The sequence below is a fragment of the Micromonospora sp. NPDC023644 genome (genome assembly GCF_040640115.1).
GTDB lineage: Bacteria > Actinomycetota > Actinomycetes > Mycobacteriales > Micromonosporaceae > Micromonospora.
This window is the reverse complement of sequence record NZ_JBFABA010000049.1, coordinates 24,478-42,243: the sequence shown is the minus strand read 5'-3', so window position 1 is coordinate 42,243 and position 17,766 is coordinate 24,478. Positions and strand designations below refer to the sequence as shown.

The 17,766-nt window shown below is 72.2% G+C and carries 10 protein-coding genes; 4 read left to right on the top strand and 6 right to left on the bottom strand.

The genetic code is table 11. The features are described from left to right. Positions 1-398: 398 nt before the first annotated feature. Positions 399-719: a WXG100 family type VII secretion target gene (locus AB0G08_RS25190; protein ID WP_357872766.1), complete on the top strand. Its 321-nt coding sequence runs from the start codon at positions 399-401 to the stop codon at positions 717-719. 26 nt (positions 720-745) lie between these two features. Then, positions 746-1,039, top strand: a complete 294-nt coding sequence (locus AB0G08_RS25185) for a WXG100 family type VII secretion target (protein WP_358092035.1) — start codon at positions 746-748, stop codon at positions 1,037-1,039. 157 nt (positions 1,040-1,196) lie between these two features. Here the strand turns inward: AB0G08_RS25185 and mycP are convergent, their stop codons facing one another. Beyond that, positions 1,197-2,468 carry a type VII secretion-associated serine protease mycosin gene (gene mycP / locus AB0G08_RS25180; RefSeq protein WP_358092033.1) on the bottom strand — a complete coding sequence of 424 codons (1,272 nt, stop codon included), beginning with the start codon at positions 2,466-2,468 and terminating at the stop codon, positions 1,197-1,199. A 128-nt stretch (positions 2,469-2,596) separates the two neighbouring features. On the opposite strand from mycP, the gene AB0G08_RS25175 reads away from it, so the two are divergent. Then, on the top strand, positions 2,597-5,635 hold the full coding sequence (locus AB0G08_RS25175) for an SseB family protein (protein WP_358092031.1): 3,039 nt from the start codon (positions 2,597-2,599) through the stop codon (positions 5,633-5,635). Next, positions 5,632-5,997 (top strand): hypothetical protein, encoded by a 366-nt coding sequence (locus AB0G08_RS25170; protein WP_358092029.1) that lies wholly within the window; start codon positions 5,632-5,634, stop codon positions 5,995-5,997. Before AB0G08_RS25175 ends, AB0G08_RS25170 begins: the two co-directional genes overlap by 4 nt. A 1-nt stretch (position 5,998) precedes the next feature. Here the strand turns inward: AB0G08_RS25170 and AB0G08_RS25165 are convergent, their stop codons facing one another. The 5 genes from AB0G08_RS25165 to acs form a co-directional block, all read right to left on the bottom strand. Then, positions 5,999-6,931 carry an alpha/beta hydrolase gene (locus tag AB0G08_RS25165; RefSeq protein WP_357869496.1) on the bottom strand — a complete coding sequence of 311 codons (933 nt, stop codon included), beginning with the start codon at positions 6,929-6,931 and terminating at the stop codon, positions 5,999-6,001. Positions 6,932-7,142: 211 nt separating this feature from the next. Beyond that, positions 7,143-9,539 (bottom strand): immune inhibitor A domain-containing protein, encoded by a 2,397-nt coding sequence (locus AB0G08_RS25160; protein ID WP_358092037.1) that lies wholly within the window; start codon positions 9,537-9,539, stop codon positions 7,143-7,145. 321 nt (positions 9,540-9,860) lie between these two features. Continuing rightward, entirely contained in the window at positions 9,861-12,167 is a 2,307-nt protein-coding gene (locus AB0G08_RS25155; RefSeq protein WP_358092027.1) for an immune inhibitor A domain-containing protein, read from the bottom strand. A 382-nt stretch (positions 12,168-12,549) separates the two neighbouring features. Continuing rightward, a complete protein-coding gene (locus AB0G08_RS25150) occupies positions 12,550-15,342 on the bottom strand; it encodes an immune inhibitor A domain-containing protein (RefSeq protein ID WP_358092025.1) in 2,793 nt (930 codons plus the stop codon). A gap of 268 nt (positions 15,343-15,610) precedes the next feature. Further along, positions 15,611-17,575 (bottom strand): acetate--CoA ligase, encoded by a 1,965-nt coding sequence (gene acs, locus AB0G08_RS25145; protein ID WP_358092023.1) that lies wholly within the window; start codon positions 17,573-17,575, stop codon positions 15,611-15,613. Positions 17,576-17,766 lie beyond the last annotated feature (191 nt).

Sequence of the window (17,766 nt, the reverse complement as noted above, 5' to 3'; positions counted from 1 at the left end):
GGCGAACCGGGACGCCGCCGCGCCCGCCGGGCCGGGCAGTCCCACCGGGCCGGGCGGCGCCGGCACGAGGGCCGCGGCGGGTGGGCCGGGATCGTGGCCCGGGGCCGGCCGGTGCGGGCCCGCGCCGGTGGTCACCGTCACCGCGCCTCCTCGACCGGTCACTCGCCGCGACATCGACGCCGCCCATCGTAAGGGGCCTGCCCGGCGGGGTGGGGACCGCGGTCGTCCACAGGGGATCGCCACGGGGTAGCAGAACCGCGACCGGGCCGCTACCGTCAGCGACGAGTTTGCTGAGCCCGCGCCCGCCGTGCTCGACCTCCGGGCGGCGCGAGCGACGCGCCCGGTGAGCGGGCGCGCCGACGGCCAGCCACGACCGAGGAGACGAGGTGACGTCCCGGGTGTCCCAGACCCAGGCAGAAGCAGCGGTGATGCAGCAGACCGCCGCGAAGTTCGAGCAGGTCGACCAGTCCCTGCAGTCCATGCTGAGCAGCCTGATGGCCGAGTTGGAGGTGTTGCAGCAGGCCTGGCGCGGTGCCGGCGGGCGCTCGTTCGAGCAGGTCAAGCAGCAGTGGGCACAGGACCAGGCGGCGCTGCAGCGGGCGCTGCGGGAGACCGCCGGCGCCATCCGCACGGCCGGCCAGCAGTACGACGTCTCGGACGCCGAGGCCGCCAGCCGGGTGTCCACCACCAACCGCGGCGGCATCCAGCTGCCGCTCTGACCCGGTCTCGGGGGAGGAGACATCCGATGGACCACGGTGTACTGGTCGTCAACTTCGCCGCCCTGCAACAGGCGGGCGCCGACATCCAGAAGGCGCTGAACGCGCTCGACTCGCAGCTCGGGCAGCTCGAACGCGACGCCGCCCCGCTCGTGGCGAGCTGGTCCGGCGAGGCCCGACAGGCCTACGAGCAGCGGCAGGCCCGCTGGCGTTCCGCCTCGCAGGACCTCCAGGCCATGCTGCGCGAGATCAAGTTCGCGGTGCACGACTCCGCCGCCGACTACCTCGACACGGAGAAGAAGAACGTCGGCCTGTTCCAGTGAGCCTTCGCCCGGTGGTGGCGTCGACCTGACCCGGTCGGCGCCACCGTCGGCATTCGCGGGCCGTGCGCGACCGACGCGACCGGCCGAACCGTCGGGCGGGGTCACCGGGCCGAGCAGGGCGCCGGCGTGGTGACCGGGCCCGCGCGCGCCGGCCGGGTCAGGCGGGGCCGGCCGGCCGCCAGCGGCGGCGGGCGCCGCGCGGCACGACGAGCGCCAGCAGCGCCGCCACGGCCACCACCGCCCCGCTGACCCCCGCCACCAGCAGCGCCCGGTCCCGGGCCGTCGCCCGCCTGGCCCGCTGCGCCACCAACGCCGGTTCGGCCCGGTCGTCCGCGAGCGCGGTGGCCCGGTGCGCCCGCTCCGGCGTCCCGCCCCCGGTCTCGGTGACCGCCCGGTACGGGTTCAGCACCCCCGCGCCGTACCCGCCACCCCGCCCGTCGCCCGGGGCCGGATCGGCGGTCGCCACGATCCGCCGCGCCACCTGCGCCGCGGTCAGCTCCGGCCGGTACTGGCGCAGCAGCGCGGCGGTGGCCGCCACGAAGGGCGCCGCGTAGCTGGTGCCCTCGGCCCGGTGATGGCCCTGGCCGGGGGCGGCCATCAGCACGTCGCCGCCCGGGGCGACCAGGTCGACGTACGAGCCGGTCTGGGAGAACGGGGCGCGTGCCCCGTCCGCCCCGATCGCGCCCACCCCGAGCACCCCGTCGTACGCGGCCGGATAGGGCCGGGGATCACCGGCGTCGTGCAGGTTCCCGGCGGCGGCCACCACGACCACGTCCCGGTCGACCGCGTAGCCGATCGCGGCCCGCACCGCCGGGTCGTCCGCGTACAGGACGACGGAGAGGTTGAGCACGTCGGCGTCGTGGTCGACCGCCCAGCGGACGGCGCGGGCGAAGTCCTCGGCGCTGACCGTGCGCCCCGACTCCCGCCCCTCGACCACCTGCTGCTCGCTGACCCGTACCGGCAGGATCCGGGCGCCCGGGGCCAGCCCGCGGAACGCCACCCCGTCGCGGGGGGCGGCGGCGATGATGCTCGCCACGCCGGTGCCGTGGCCGGCGCAGTCCCGGCTGCCGTCGCCGCCTGGGTCGAGCAGGTCGGTGCCGTCGAGCACCCGGCCGGTCAACTGCGGGTGTCGCCGGTCCACCCCGGAGTCGATCACCGCGACCGTCACCCCGGCGCCGGTGGCCAGCGGCGCCAGCCGCTCCGGGGCGTACCGCTGCTGGGGCCAGGGACGGGCGGACACCGGCCGGACCGGGGCGAGGGGCGAGGCGCAGCCGGGGGCCGCACGCGCGGCGCTCGGCGCGAGTGCGGACCGGCCCGCCGGCACCGGGCCGGGGGCGGGTCCGGCCGGGCGGCCGGCGACCGTGGGGACGGCGGTCAGCAACGCCGCCGTCAGGACGGCGAGGAGCGGGCGCGCGGGGGACCGGGACATCGACCGCCTCCGTATCGTGTCGACTCCGGAACGGGATGTTAGCGCCTCCGGCCAGCGATTGTGGTCACGCTTCCACCTTGTAGGTTGTACGCGATACCTATGGCCTGTTCGCGGGAGGAGGGGTGGCCGTGACCGAGTGGGAGCCGGCCACCGACGCCGAGGCGGCGATGCGGGACGCGCTGCGCGCCAGCGACCAACAGCTCTACTTCCGCGTCCTGGCCCGGACCGAACTGCTGCTGCCGGTCTCCGCCGAGGCCCTCGCGGGCACGGCGCCGATGGGCTGGGGCACCTGGACCACCGGCGGGCGCACCCACGTGTTGGCGTTCACCTCCGCGGCGGCCGTACGCGCCTGTCTCGGGGAGAACGGCGGCGCCGTCCGACGCACCTCGTACGCCGAACTGGCCGACGGCTGGCCCAACCACGAGTGGTGGCTGGCGGTCAACCCCGGCCTGCCCATCGAGGGCTACCTGCCGGCCTGGTTCGTCGCCCAGCTCTCCCGGGGCGACGTCCGGCTGCCCGGCCGCACCATGGGCGCGCGGGCCCGGCTGGAACGGGTGGAGACGGCGGCCCGGGCGCGGGCCCAGGCAACCGGTCACGGCACGCCGGCGGGGCCGGAGACCCGGCCGACCACCGGTGTGGCCCGGTCCGACGGCACGCTCCGGCCCGAGCCCACGACCGCACCGATCACCGGCCGGATCCCCGCTCCCGCCCGACCCGCCGCGTCGGCGGAGCCGGCCCACCCGGCCGTCCCGCCCACGTTTCCGGCCGAACACCTCGACCCGCGACGTGGCGACCCGACGGCCGGCGGGCCAGCGCGGTTCGACGGCGTGGCGGCCCCCGACCGGCTCCCGCCGTCGCGTCCCGCGCCGCTCACCGAGCGCCCGAGGGGCCTGCCCACGCCCGACGCCCACCCCTCGCCGTCGACCAACGGCCGCCCGGCCGGGGAGGCCCCGGAGCGGCCGAACCGGTCGTTCTTCGAGCCGGCCTCCGGTCGCGCGGCCGCCTTCCGGCAGGAGGCGCTGCGCTCCGGCGAGCGGGCGGCCCCGCCGTCCCGCATCGCCCCCGGCAGCCAGCCGTTTCCCCGCCGCCGGCCGCTCGGGGAGCCGGTGCCGGAGGAGCCGACCCGGCCGATCCCGAGCGCCCCGGCCGACGGTGAGGCGACCCGGGCCTTCCCGGTGTCCGCGAGCGAGCCGACCCGGGCCTTCGCGATGCCCGGCGGGGAACCGACCCGGGCCTTCGCGGTGCCCGACGGCGAGCCGACCCGGGCCTTTACCGTGTCCGACGGGGAACCGACCCGGGCCTTCGCGACGCCCGGGGGCGAGGCCACGCAGGTGTTGCCGCCGCGTGGGCCCGACGAGGACGCCACTCGGGACCTCCGGGCCCCCGCTGCGGAGCCCGCCGCGCCACCACCGGCGTACGGCGGACCCCGGCCGGCGCCGGCCGAGGACGTCACCCAGGCGCTGCCACGCCGGGGGCCCGCTCCGGAGCCGGTCGAGCCCGAGCCGGTGGCGGCGTCGGACGCCGAGCCGGTGTCCGGACCGCCGTCTTCCCGGCGTGGGTTCACGCCGATCGTCATCGAGGGCACCGTCATCGAGTCGCGGGACCTCACCAGGCCGGCCGCCGCCGAGCCCGCCCCGGCCGCCGAAGAGACCGTCTCGCTGTTCGAGCCGGTCCGGCGTCGGCGGGAGCCGGTGGCCGGGTCCGCGTCCGCCGACCCGAACGAGGCCGCGCCCGCGCCGAGCCCGCCGACCGCGCCCGGTGTCCCGGTGGCGCCCGCCGGCCCGGGGTGGTCCCCTCCGGCGGCCACCGGGGATGCGACCGTCCCCATGAACCCGGCCTGGCCGGGCGACCCGACGGCGCCCGTCGACCCGGCCGCGCCCGTCGCCCCCGCGCCGCCCCGCGAGCCGGCGGCGCCCGTCGGTTCGGCGTGGCTCGGCAACCGGACGGCGCAGAAGGCGCCGGCGACCGTCGCCGCACCCGCACCGGCACCCTCACCCGCACCCGCACCCGCACCCGATGGTGCCGCCCCGGAGCCGGCCCCGCAGGCCCCGCAGGCCCCGCCGGCGTCGGCCGATGCCGGCGTTCCCGACGTCGCGCCGGTCGCGGTCGCGGAGGACCCCGGGCCGCCGGTCGCCGACGAGCCGACGACCGGGCCCGTCGCCGGGGACGTGCCGCCGGACGCCGGTTCCGGGCCGGTCGGCTTCCAGCCGGCCAACGAGGTCGAGGAGAACCTTCTCGACGCCGCCGGCGCCGGCAGCACCGACACGTTCCTGTCCACCCTGTTGCTGGCCCGCGTGCTGCTGCCGGTGGCGGCCGACTCCGCGCCGGGCAGCAGGCCCGGCGAGCCCGGCTTCGTCTGGCGTACGGAGGAACTGGACGGCGAGACGTTCGTCGTGGTGCACACGTCGCCGGAGCGGCTCGCCGACCACACCGACGCGACGGTCGAGACCATCGAGGTCAAGTTCGTCCAGTTGATCCGCCGCTGGCCGGACGAGTCCTGGTCGTTCGCGGTCAACCCGGGCACCCCGGTCGGGGCGAAGCTGCCCGGCGAGCAGATCGTCGGGCTGGCCAACTGGGCGGCCGAGGTGGGGCTCGGCGACGACACCGGGGCCGAGGCCGAGCCGCCCGCCGCCGAGGAGCCGGTCAGCCGCCCCCGCTACGACCCGCCCGCGCCCGACCCGGCGCGCCCGATCGTGATGCAGAAGGCGGTCGCCCCCAGCCAGCTCGCGTACTACCTGGAGCGGGGCTACGACCGGGTCTCCGGCTTCGTGCACCGGGCCGGCGAGCTGGCCCACCTCACCACCCCCGCCCAGCTGCACGACGCGCTCGGCCTGGGCTACCCGGACTCCCCCTTCGCCCGGGACGCCGGCGAGATCTACGTGCTGCGCTGGCCCGCGCACCGGCCGAGCCTCTACCGGATCCCGTACGGCGGGCAGAACGAGGCCGCCATGCGGGCCATGGAGGGCTGGGTCATCGAGCGCCCGCCGTTCCGGGGCAACGGGTTCGCGCCGGGCGAGAGCAGCGACGTGGTGGCGGAGTTCAAGGTGGACAGCGCCCGGCTGCCGCACGGCGCGCAGCTGTGGCGGATCGGCGCGGACGGCACCGAACGGGTGGTCGCCATCCTCGACACGGACGCGCTGCGGTGGCGACAGGTCGGTGAGCAGTGACGCGCGACGGTTACGTGGCCCGCTGGCAGGGCCGGGAGTACCAGGCGAGCCCGGACGGCGACGACGTCCGGCTCTACCAGCCGGAGCCGGGCGAGGGCTTCGAGGAGATCCGCCCCGGCCGGTACGTCCGGGTGCTGCCGGCCACCGAGCTCGACGACCTGGCGTACGTGCGGACCACCTGCACCTGGCAGGGGCAGCCGTTCATCGTCCTCGGCGAGCACGACGGCTGGCTGCGGGTGGAGTACACCGGCGGACGCTGGCCGGTGGCCCGGGCGATGGGGCTGGAGGTCTTCGACTTCGGCGTCTACCAGGGCTGGGCGCCCGCCGCGGAGGTCGCCGACCTGCGCGAGCAGCGGGTCTGAGTCAGGACTTCGCCCAGCGCAGGATCTCGCCCAGCACCACGTCGCCGGCCTCCACGTGCGGAAAGTGCCCGACGCCGTCCAGGAGCCGCCACTCGTAGGGCGCGACCACGTACCGACCGGAGCCCTGGGCGGTACGCGGCAGGGAGGCCTCGTCCAGCGCGCCGTGCAGCTGGAGGGTCGGCGTGACGAGCGGCTTCTGCATCAGCCGGACGAAGCGGTAACCGTGCAGGCGGAGCACCGAGCGGAACGCCCAGCGGTAGCCCTCCAGCGCGCAGAACGCCGCCTGCGGGATGCGCATGGCCTCCCGGCACCGCCCCGCGTACGCCTCGAAGCCCGGCCCGTGGACCCAGCGCGGCCCGCCCCAGCGGCGCAGCATCTCCTCCACGGCCGCCGCGTCGTCGCGGGTCAGCACGTGCTCGTAGCGGGGCAGCTGGAACTTGAGGGTGGGCGTGGCGGCGGCGAACTGCCCGCGCGGGTCGGCGAAGATGGCGGCCCGGAGCCGGAGCGGGTGGGGAGCGCCGAGCACCACCAGCCGGCGGACCAGGGACGGGTGGAACGACGCCACCGTCCACGCGATCATGCCGCCGACGCCGGTGCCCACCACGGTGGCGGAGCGCTCGCCGAGGGCCCGGATCAGCCCGGCGACGTCGGCGGCCAGCGTGTAGCCGTCGTACCCCCGGGGCGGCTTGTCGCTGGCGCCGTAGCCACGCAGGTCGACGGCGACGGCCCGGAAGCCGGCGTCGGCGATTGCCGGCAGCATCTCGTGCCAGGCCCACCAGTGCTCCGGGAAGCCGTGCAGGAAGAGCACCATCGGGCCGGTGCCGGCCTCCACGACGTGGAAGCGGCTGCCGTTGGCGCCGACGAAGCGGTGCGTCCACGGCCCCTCGGTGAGGACGCAGGACTCGTCGACGGGCCCGCCGCGCTGCTCGGTCATGGCAACAGCCTAGGACCCCGACACCGGTCGGTTCCGTCGCCGACCCGTGAGGTGGCCGGGATCGCTCGACGTAACTCCCCGACCCGGCTGCGCTCTGAAGCCGCCGTGCCGGGGCGCGGGTGCCGGCGGGCGGCCGGCGTGGAGACGGGCGATGCCCGGGCAGGAGACCTGCCCGGGCATCGCGTGGTGCGGGTGGTGCGGGATCAGCGGCTCAGGAGATGCGGATCTTGGTGTAGACGCCGTCCTTCTCCAGGACCTTGATCTTGGTGCCGGTGGCCGGGAGCTTGACGCCGTGGTTCGGCAGCTCCGGGAACCAGTACTGCTGGGTGTCGTCGAACAGCGGCTGCGCGGCCTGGCCACGGATGTACTGCGGTTGGCTGTTCAGGTGCAGCGTGAACGAGTCGGCCTTCTTCAGGCTGAACGGCGCGTCGTAGACCTGGACGCGGGCCCGCCAGGGCTGGCCGGTCAGGTTGTAGATCGGCCGCGGGTGCGCGTCGATGATCAGGTTGCGACCCTCACCCGGGTGCACGAACGTGTCGTTGTCCGCCCACCGGGTGTTCCAGTAGGAGATCAGCAGGCCCTCCTGGTACGCGTAGTGGTCCACGTAGTCCGGGCGGGTGTTCGAGTAGCCGAAGAAGTACGGGCCGGTCTTCAGGTACTTGTCGTACGAGATGTACTGCCGGGTGCCCGCGATGTAGTAGTTGTCGTACGCCTTGGTGTAGCTCTCCTCGGCGACCTCGAAGCCACCGGCGAGCGTCCAGCCCTGGGCGCCGGCCTCGGCACCGTCGGAGAGGACGGTCTGACCGTCGGCCGTCACGGTGATCGCGTCACCGTAGAAGCCACCCTCGGAGACGCCACCGTCGGTCTGGTAGCGCAGCCGGAACTGCGCGACCTTGCCCGCCGCCACGTCCATGGGGATGGCGACGTCGACCCACTCGCCGCCGCTGCTGCCGTCCAGCGCGTAGCGGCCGGCCGAGATCTCCTTCAGCGGCTGGCCGTTGGCCGTGCCGGGCAGGGTCACCCAGGACTGGCCGCCGTCCAGCGACGCCTCGAAGAACAGGTAGTCGTAGTCGGCCTCGATGTTGTAGCGGCCCTTCATCGACAGCGACGCCGACGACTTCCCGGTGAAGTCCAGGGTCCGGGTCATCGTGCTGTTGAGGTCGTCCTGGTTGCCGGAGAAGAACTGCTTGGTGCCCTCGAACGGCGCGCCGTGCTCGAACGTGTAGTCACGCTTCGGGAGCACCACGACGACGGCCTGCGCCTCGTCGCTGTTGTACTCCTGCGGGCCGAGGGTCATGGTCCGCTTCTGCCCCGCGACGACCACCTCGTAGTCGAGCCAGCCGAGCTGGAGCTTGTTCCAGGCGCCGAGGTCGCCACCGCGGTCGCCGATGCCGGCGTCGTTCTTGGCGCCGAGCCGGCTCTGGGCCATCAGGGTCCAGTGCTCGTTGTTGTTGTCCCCACCACTGGTGACGTTGTAGTCGTCCGGCAGACCGAGGTCGTGGCCGTACTCGTGGTAGAAGACGCTCCGGCCGCCGTTCTCCGGCTGGATGGTGTAGTCGCCGATCCAGATGCCGGTGTTGCCGATCTGGGTGCCACCCGCCGGGTTCCCGGACGGGCCGGTCGAGCCCTGGTCGGACGCGAAGGCGTACCAGCGGTGGCTCCAGATGGCGTCCTCGCCCTGGTACGGGTCGCCGTCGGCCTCGTCGCCACCGGAGTGGACGATCTGGAAGTGGTCGATGTAGCCGTCCGGCTCGTTGAAGTTGGCGTCGCCGTCGTGGTCGTACCGGTCCCACTGGTCCATCGCCGACAGGTCGGCGGCGATCTGGGCGTCGGTGCGGCCGGCGGCCTTCTGGTCGGCGACCCACTGGTTGGCGGCGTCGCGGACCAGCGCCCAGGTGTTGGTGCAGACGTTCGAGGCGCACGGGTAGCCGCCGGAGCGGCCGTAGCGTGCCTCGTTGTACTTCACCTTCACCCAGTCGGTGACCTTGCCGTCGACGCTGTAGCGACCCGAGGACTGGGCCTCGTAGTACTGCTTCACCGACTCGTCACCGGGGTTGGTGCCGAAGTAGAGCTTGCGGTAGTAGTCGGCGTTGTAGTCCGCCTGCCACACCGTGGAGTTGTCCACCGCCCGGTTGGGCTGGGGGATCTCGTTGTGCAGCGGCCCGTCGAACCGGGTCGGACCCGCGGTGTCCGGGTCGGTGTCCTGGTCCGGGTAGTTCGGGTGCCGCTCGTTGCCGAACTCGGCGAGGATGACGAAGATGCGGTCCGTCTTCTCCCGGGAGAGTTCGACGTACTGGTCCTCCGTCTGGGTGGCGGCGTTGGCCCGGGTCGAGCGGGCGGCTGCCCCCTCGGCCTGGGTCTTGCCGACCTTGACGACCGTGCTGCCGTTGACCTTCTGCGGCTTGGCCCGGCCGGAGAGGACGTCGCTCAGGCCCTCCTGCCGCAGGGCGCGACGCTTGTCCTCCAGCGGGTTCGGCAGGTCGTGGTCGACATGGGCGGGCTCGGAGACCGACGGAGCGGCCGTCGGCAACTTCGGCTGCGGCGCGGCGCTGGCGGACGTGCCGACCGCCAGTCCTGTCGCCGTCAGCGAAAGCCCGAGCAGACCCACTGCGACTTTGCGCACGTGGTACCTCCGGTGTGAGGGAACCGGCCCAACGGGGGTACGGGCCGGTGTGACCGGTCCCACTAGTGGGACCAATGGTGAACATAGACACTCGTGTGACCGGTGGGAAGACGCGTGCGTCGATTTGTTGCAAAGTTTTGTTGGGAATGCTTTTCACCGTCACATCCCCGCCGTTCACCAACGCCGTGAGCGGCGCGAACGGTCAACCGGGGGAAGAAAGAGACGGCTTTCGATAGGGATGATCGCGTACGCGAAAAAGTGGGGCCGGTGGCGTCACCGCCACCGGCCCCACGCGTGCCCCGATCGTCAGTTGCTGACCTTGACGACCATGTCGTCGGTCGGGTTGGTGCCCTGCTGAAGGATCTCGATCCGGGTGCCGGAACCGGCCACCTTCACCGAGTTCCACGGGTTGCCGGACGTCCAGTACTTGTTCGCACCGCTGTCGGAGAAGACCGGCTGCGGAGCGAGCGCCGGGAGCGTGACCGGGACACCGTTGAGGTGGAAGGTCTGCGCCGGCTTGGCGTACAGGCTGAACGTGGCGTCGAAGCCGTTGCGCCGGTTGGTGATGTTGCCCTGGCCGTCGACGGTGATCTTGTTCGGTCGGACGTCCACCGGGAGGTTCAGGCCGTAGCCCGGGTGCTCCGAGGTGTTGTTGTCGCCGTACGCGTAGTTCACGTACCAGACCAGCATGCCCGGGTGGTTCGAGAACCGCTCCACCCAGTTCGGGCGGGTGTTGTTGAACCCGTAGTTGTACCCGCCGGTCCGCAGGGTGTCGTCGTAGCCGACGTAGGACCGGTTCTCCGCGATGTAGAAGCGGGGGTACGAGTCGGTCACCGCGCCGGTCATCCGGGTGAAGCCCTTGGCGGTCCACTCGGCGGCCAGCGTCTCGGCGTCGTCGGTCCAGGCGACGGCGCCGCCCTTGACCAGCGACACGTTGTCCAGGAAGGCGCCGGCGAGGTGCACGCCGCCGTCGGTCTGGTAGCGGTAGCGGAACTGCACGGTCTGCCCGGCGTACGCGGACAGGTCGTAGGCCAGGTCCACCCACGCGCCGCTGGTCGAGCCGTCGACCCCGGTCTCGCCGGCGTCGACCGAAGAGTTGCCCAGCGCGGTCCAGGTGGCACCGCCGTTGGTCGACACCTCGGCGTAGAGGTAGTCGTAGTCCTCTTCGATGTCGTACCAGGCCTTCGCGGTAATCGACGCGGACGTCGTACCGGTCAGGTCCAGCTGACGGGTCAGCGTGGTGTTCAGGTCGTCCGCGCTGCCGCCCCACCACTCGTACGACCCGCCGAACGGCGTGTTGTAGCTGGTGGTCTGGGTCTGCGCCGGCAGGTTGACGACGACCGCCTGGGCCTTCGGCCCGTCGCTGTCGCCGGCCGGGCCGAGCGTGACCCTGGTGGTGCCGCTGTTCTCCTCGACCACCGAGTAGTTCAGCCAGCCCAGGTAGAGCTTCGAGTACGGGTCCATGTAACCCGGCGTGGAACCGATGTCGTCCTTGCCGTGGCCGAGCCACGAGCCGGACGCCATGAGGCTCCAGAAGCCCACGCCGTTGTCGCCGCCGGCGGTGTCGTAGTAGTCCGGCAGACCGAGGTCGTGGCCGTACTCGTGGGCGAAGACGCCCAGGCCGCCGTTCTCCGGCTCCGTGGTGTAGTCACGGATCCAGATGCCGGTGTCACCGATCTGGACACCGCCGGCCTTGTTCGCGCCCGGACCGGCGCTGCCGGCCAGGTTCGGGAACGCCGCCCAGCGGTGCGACCAGATGGCGTCCTCGCCCTGGGCGCCGCCGCCGGCCTCCTCACCCTCGCCCGCGTGCACCGCCTGGAAGTGGTCGACGTAGCCGTCGGGCTCGTTGAAGTCGCCGTCGCCGTCGAAGTCGTACCGGTCCCAGATGTCGAACTGGGCCAGGTACTGCTTGATCTGCTCCGGCGTCTTGCCGGCCGCCACCTGGGACTGGTACCAGGCGGTCGCGCTGTCCTTGACGAAGTTCCAGTACCCGTCGGACTCGGGGATGGCGTTGCTGCCGTAGCGGGCCTCGTTGAACGGAACCTTGACCCACTCGCTGACGTCGCCGTTGACGGTGTAGCGCCCGCCGGACTGCTTGTAGTAGAAGTCCCGCATCGACTCGCCCGGACCGAACATCATGTCCTGGTAGTGCGCCCGGTTGAAGTCCGGCCGCCACAGGGTGCTGTTGTCGTCGGTCGAGTTGCCGTCCCAGTTGCGGTCCGGCTCGGCGATCTGGTTGCGCGCCGGCCCGGCAGCTCCACCGGTCCGGGGGTCGGTCTGGTCGCCGAACTCGACCAGCATCGTGAAGATGGGGTCGGTCTTCGGCGCCTGCTGGTACTCGACGAACAGGTCGTCCTTGACCTGGATGACCTTCGAGCCGTTGCGCGTCTGAAGCTTGGCCTTGCCGGAGAGCAGGTCGGCGATGGCCTTCTTCCGGAGCTCCCGCTGCTGATCCGACTTCGGATCGGGGAGGTTGTCCCTGCCGTGCTTCGCCTTGTCGGAACCGGGGGTCGGGTCCGCGGCCGGTGCGCCGGAGGCCGGCGCCGACACGACTCCCGCCGCCAGCAGCGCGGCCGCGGCCGAGGCCAGACCGGCTGTGACTCGTCTCCTCAAAGGTCCTCCTCCTTTGTGGATCTGTTACATGACAGGCGTGGCCGAGGCCACGGCTGTCATGTGATGCGTTACTCACCCTGACAGAGGGGATACGCGCTTGTCACGGGTCAAATGCTGAATGGGGGCGCGTCTTGGGGCCTTCATATGCGCATAAATGCCGACCAAAAGGCGCGTCCGACGAACTCCAGTTCACGTTACGTTTTGGCCACGATCACTCTGTGTGGCCGGGGTTATGAGGTCCCCTTAGGGGAGCGTCGGAGGCCCGGAATTCGTCACGGGCGCCGATGGGCGGGCGACAGCGCCCGCGACACGGACGGGGCCCGCCCGGAGCAAGTGTGCTCCGAACGGGCCCCGCCGTGTGTCCCGTCAGTCGACCCTCGGGTCAGTTCCTCGCGGGGGTGACGTGCACCGTGGCGTACGAGTTGTCCTTCGCGGTGCGCTTGATGGTGATGGTGACGCCGTAGGAGACGCCCTGGTCACCGGGGTTGCCGGTGCCCAGCACGATGGCGCCGCCGCCCAGGGTGACCCCGTAGTAGGAGGGCGCGGGCGTACCGTCCGGGTTGGTGACCCGGGTCGTGTACGGCGCGTTGCCCTTCGACGGGATGACCACGGAGGCGTCGCTGTCCCGGGCGTACGGCGAGCCGTCGCGGATCTCGATGCCCGGGTACCAGCCCTTCGCGTCCGTGAAGGTCGGCACCGCCGGCTGGGCGCCGAAGTCGGTGCAGTACTCGCTGTACGGCTCGTCCGCCGCCTCCAGGCACTCCGTGAAGGGGTACGTGGGCTTGAGCGAGAAGGCCGCGTTCGCGGACTGCGGGCGGCTGGGCAGGTTGTCCAGCACCGACGGGTCCTTGACGGCCGCCTCGCCCTTGCGGCGGTACGGGTCGAAGTGCGAGTCGACGATCAGCAGACCGCCCTTGGCGCCGTAGCTGGGCAGCGCGGTCAGCTGCGCCGTCGTGTGGTTGACGTCGCCCAGCGCGGTGTCCCGGTACCAGACCAGCATGCCCGGGGCGTTGTAGGCGACCCGGTCGACCTTCCAGGCCTCGTGCGAGTAGATCGTGTCGTAGCCGTACTTCAGGCCCTTGTCGAAGCCGTCGAAGTTGCGCCACTCGGCCAGGTAGTAGTGCGCCTGGGTGGAGGTGCCGCTGTCGATGTGCCAGCCCTGGCCGGTGGTGTCGACGAAGGTGCCGCCGGTCGCCGTCCAGCCGTTGGCCCCGCCCTCGACGTCGTCGCTCCACGTGGTGGTGCCGCCGCCGGTCACCGAGAAGTCGTCGGCGAACCAGCCGCGCTCCGCGAACGCCTCGTCCGTGGCGTAGCGGAGCCGGAGCTGCACGGTCTGCCCGGCGTGCGCCGACAGGTCCACGTAGTCGTGCCGCCAGCCGTGGGTGTCACCGGTGAGGCCGTACTTCTTGTTGCCGAAGTCCACCATCCGGCCGTTCGGGTCGGCGTAGCCGTCGTTCGTGGTGACGAGCTTGCCGGTCGAGTCGTAGACCTTCTGCTCGGTCCAGGTGGCGCCGCCGTCGGTGGAGAGCTCGACGAAGCCGTAGTCCCAGTCGGCCTCGATGACGAAGTTGTTCCACATCCAGAACTTCGCGTCGGCCGCCGCCGGCACGGCCACCTGACGGGCGATCTTGACGTCCGCCCAGTCCTGGTCGGCGCCGGAGTACCACATGTTCGCGCCGCTGTGCGGCGTGGCCAGCGTGATCACCTTGTTCGGCAGGTCGATCTTGATGCCGTCCTTGGTGCCGCGCGGGGTCCGCGAGGTCTGGCCGAGCTGCACGGAACGCGGGTCGGAGCCGGGCGCGAGGGTCAGCGGGTCGGCCCAGCCGAGCACCCACTTGTCCCACAGGCCCATGTGCGTCGGCAGCGCCTGGAAGATCTCACCCGAGTGCGAGCCCGAGGCCATCAGGTCCCAGAAGTCGACGTCGGAGTCGGCGTTGCCGGAGGTGTCGTAGAGGTCCGGCAGGCCCAGGTCGTGGCCGAACTCGTGGGCGAAGACGCCGACGCCGGCATCCTCCGGCTGCACGATGTAGTTCGAGACCTGCAAATCGGTGCCGGGAATGGTGTAGCCGCCGGCGATCGACGACGAGTGCGCCCAGATGGCGTACGTGCCCTCGGCGCCGCCGCCGCGGGACTTGCCCTGCCCGGCGTGCACCAGCACCAGGTGGTCGATCACGCCGTCCGGCTCGAAGAGGTTGCCGTCACCGTCGCGGTCGCCCTGGTCCTCGATGTCGTAGTCGGCCCACGGGAAGTCCGGGTCCGTCTTCGCGAGGGTGTCGATCGCGTCGGTGGCCAGCCGGCCCGCGCCCTGCGGGTTGTCCGGGTGGCCGTTCATCGACTGCTGGCGGCCGGGGACCCAGTTGCCGGTCTCGTCCTGGAAGCAGCGCGAGGCCGCGTACCAACCCTCGGAGTGCGGCACCTTGATCCACGGGCTGGCCTGCCCGTCGACCGTGTACGCGCCCTTGGACATCTCCAGGTACATGTTGTGCATGGTCCGGCCGGCCAGGCTGACGCCCGGCTTGCCGTCCGGCCCGGTCAGGTCCGGACGGACCCGCTCGGTGATGCCCTCCTTGGTGTAGAGCATCTTGTCGTAGTGGGTGGGCGAGAAGTCCGGCACCCACATCGAGTTGTTGTCCTCGTGCGGCAGGTTCGCCGGGTTGGGGATCTTGTTGTGCAGGGGCCCGTTCTGCACGGAACCAAGGACGCAGCTCCGGTCCTCGAAGACCGTCTTGGGCACCATGACGTCGGTGAAGTCGTCGTTGGCCTGGTCGTTGAACTCCACCAGCAGGGTCAGCAGCTTGGCGGTCTGGGTGCTCGGGGCCTGCTTGATCTGCCGCGGGCTCTTGCCCGTCTTGATCGCCTTGGCCTCGGTCCGCGCGAGCTGCTCGGCCGTGACGGGGTTGCCGCGGGCGAACTTGCGGTCGTAGGCGCGCGCCTCTTCGACCGCCGGGGCGAAGACGCCACCCTTGCCCTTGACCTCGCGACCGCTGCTGTCCGGCTGGACGGCGGGCTCGGCGTAGTTGATGTAGTACTCGTCCGCGCCGATCGTGGCTCGGGCGGGGCCGGGCTCCGCCGCCGCCGCGCCGCCCGTCACGGTCAGTGACGTGGCGGCGAGGGCGATGGCGGGCAGCGCGACGAGCAGGCGTCGACGCGACCCGGATTGCGGATTTCTGTTCATGCCGCTCCGTTTCTCGGGCATGGGGGAGGAGGAAGTCGGCCGGCCCTCCATCGATGTGACGTCCATCGAACCGACCCGACCTGCGTGAACCTAAATCAGAAAACAGGCGAATGACAGGGGTCGACGACTGCCTGTGTCCGTTCAGCTTCTCCCGGCTCACCCGACCGACCGATGTGACAGCGCGCATCCGGCCGGCGCCGTATCCGTAAGAAACGACGATGGGTGACGGTCCGCGCGGGACCGCCACCCATCGGGGCGTACGTCTGCGTCAGTCCTCGTCGGACTTGCCACCGCCCATGCCGGACGAGATCAGGTCCATCACGGACGAGTCCTGGAGCGTGGTGACGTCGCCGAGCGAGCGGTTCTCCGCCACGTCGCGCAGCAGTCGGCGCATGATCTTGCCGGAGCGGGTCTTCGGCAGCTCCGGCACCAGCATGATCTGCCGGGGCTTGGCGATCGGGCCGAGCGTCTTCGCCACGTGGTTGCGCAGCTCGGCGATGAGCTGCTCGCCGGCGTCGCCCGCCGTGTCCGTGGTGCCGCGCGGAATGGCGAACGCGACGATGGCCTGACCGGTGGTCGGGTCGGTCGCGCCGACCACCGCCGCCTCGGCCACCGACGGGTGGGAGACCAGCGCGGACTCCACCTCCGTGGTGGAGATGTTGTGCCCGGACACCAGCATCACGTCGTCGACGCGGCCGAGCAGCCAGACGTGCCCGTCGTCGTCCTTCTTCGCCCCGTCACCGGCGAAGTACATGCCCTCGAACCGCGACCAGTACGTCTCGATGAACCGGTTGTCGTCGCCCCAGATGGTGCGGAGCATCGACGGCCACGGCTCGCGCAGCACCAGGTAGCCACCGCCGCCGTTCGGCACCGACTGGCCCTGGTCGTCGACCACGTCGGCGACGATCCCGGGCAGCGGCGTCATCGCGGAGCCGGGCTTGGCCGCCGTCACGCCCGGCAGCGGCGAGATCATGATCGCCCCGGTCTCGGTCTGCCACCAGGTGTCCACGATGGGCAGCTCACCCCCGCCGACGTGCTGCCGGTACCACATCCACGCCTCGGGGTTGATCGGCTCGCCCACGCTGCCCAGCAGCCGCAGCGAGGAGAGGTCGTAGCCGGCGGGGATGTCGTCGCCCCACTTCATCATCGTGCGGATGAGCGTGGGGGCGGTGTAGAGGATGCTGACCTTGTACTTGTCGACGATCTCCCAGAACCGGCCCTTGTGCGGGGTGTCCGGGGTGCCCTCGTACATGACCTGGGTGGCGCCGTTGGAGAGCGGGCCGTAGACGATGTAGGAGTGCCCGGTGACCCAGCCGATGTCGGCGGTGCACCAGTAGACGTCATTTTCCGGCTTCAGGTCGAAGACCGCGTGCGTCGTGTAGGACGTCTGGGTCAGGTAGCCGCCGGTGGTGTGCAGGATGCCCTTCGGGCGGGCCGTGGTGCCGCTGGTGTAGAGGATGAACAGCGGGTGCTCGGCGTCGAACGGCTGCGCGGCGTGCTCGACCGGGGCCGTCTCGACCGTCTCGTGCCACCAGTGGTCCTTCGCCGACCAGGCGACCTCCTCGCCGGTGCGGCGCACCACCAGCACGTGCTCGATCGACGGGCAGTTCGCCACCGCCTCGTCCACGGTCGGCTTCAGCGCCGACGGCTTGCCCCGGCGGTAGCCGCCGTCGGCGGTGATCACCACCTTCGCGCTGGCGTCCTGGATCCGGTTGGTCAGCGCGTCGGCGGAGAAGCCGCCGAAGACCACGCTGTGCGTCGCGCCGATCCGGGCGCAGGCCAGCATCGCCACCGCCGCCTCGGGGACCATCGGCAGGTAGATGGCCACCCGGTCGCCGGCGGTCACGCCCAGGTCGGTCAGCGCGTTCGCGGCCTGGCAGGTCAGCCGGTGCAGGTCGGCGTACGTGATGGTCCGGGTGTCGCCCGGCTCGCCTTCCCAGTGGATGGCGACCTTCTCGCCCAGGCCGGCCTCGACGTGCCGGTCCAGGCAGTTGTACGCCACGTTGAGCTGCCCGCCGACGAACCACTTCGCGAACGGCGGCTTCGACCAGTCGAGCACCTGGTCCCACTGCCTTGCCCAGGTCAGCCGCCCGGCCTGCCGCTCCCAGAACGCCAACCGGTCGGCGTCGGCGTCCGCGTACGCGTCGGCGGTGACGTTGGCGTGCGCGGCGAGTTCGGCCGGCGGCGGGAACTGGCGCGTCTCGTTCAGCAGATTGGCCAAGGCCTCGCTCATGCCGTGCTCCCTCGTCGCTCGGGTGACCTGCGTCTCTCTAGGGCACGAGGTTAGTCGGGGCGCACAGCACGGGCGAGCGCCGGTCCGGCCGACGCGCGCCGAGCGGCCCTCACGGCGCGCCGGACGGCGACGCGGGCCGCCGCGTCGACGCCATTCGTCCGGGCAGGCGCGCCGCCGACGGCTCGCGGGTG

Bases quoted from the DNA above. Each gene is read 5' to 3' on its own strand.
- acs (WP_358092023.1), bottom strand. From the start codon at position 17,575: ATGAGCGAGGCCTTGGCCAATCTGCTGAACGAGACGCGCCAGTTCCCG.
- AB0G08_RS25185 (WP_358092035.1), top strand. From the start codon at position 746: ATGGACCACGGTGTACTGGTCGTCAACTTCGCCGCCCTGCAACAGGCG.
- AB0G08_RS25165 (WP_357869496.1), bottom strand. From the start codon at position 6,931: ATGACCGAGCAGCGCGGCGGGCCCGTCGACGAGTCCTGCGTCCTCACC.
- AB0G08_RS25150 (WP_358092025.1), bottom strand. From the start codon at position 15,342: ATGAACAGAAATCCGCAATCCGGGTCGCGTCGACGCCTGCTCGTCGCG.
- mycP (WP_358092033.1), bottom strand. From the start codon at position 2,468: ATGTCCCGGTCCCCCGCGCGCCCGCTCCTCGCCGTCCTGACGGCGGCG.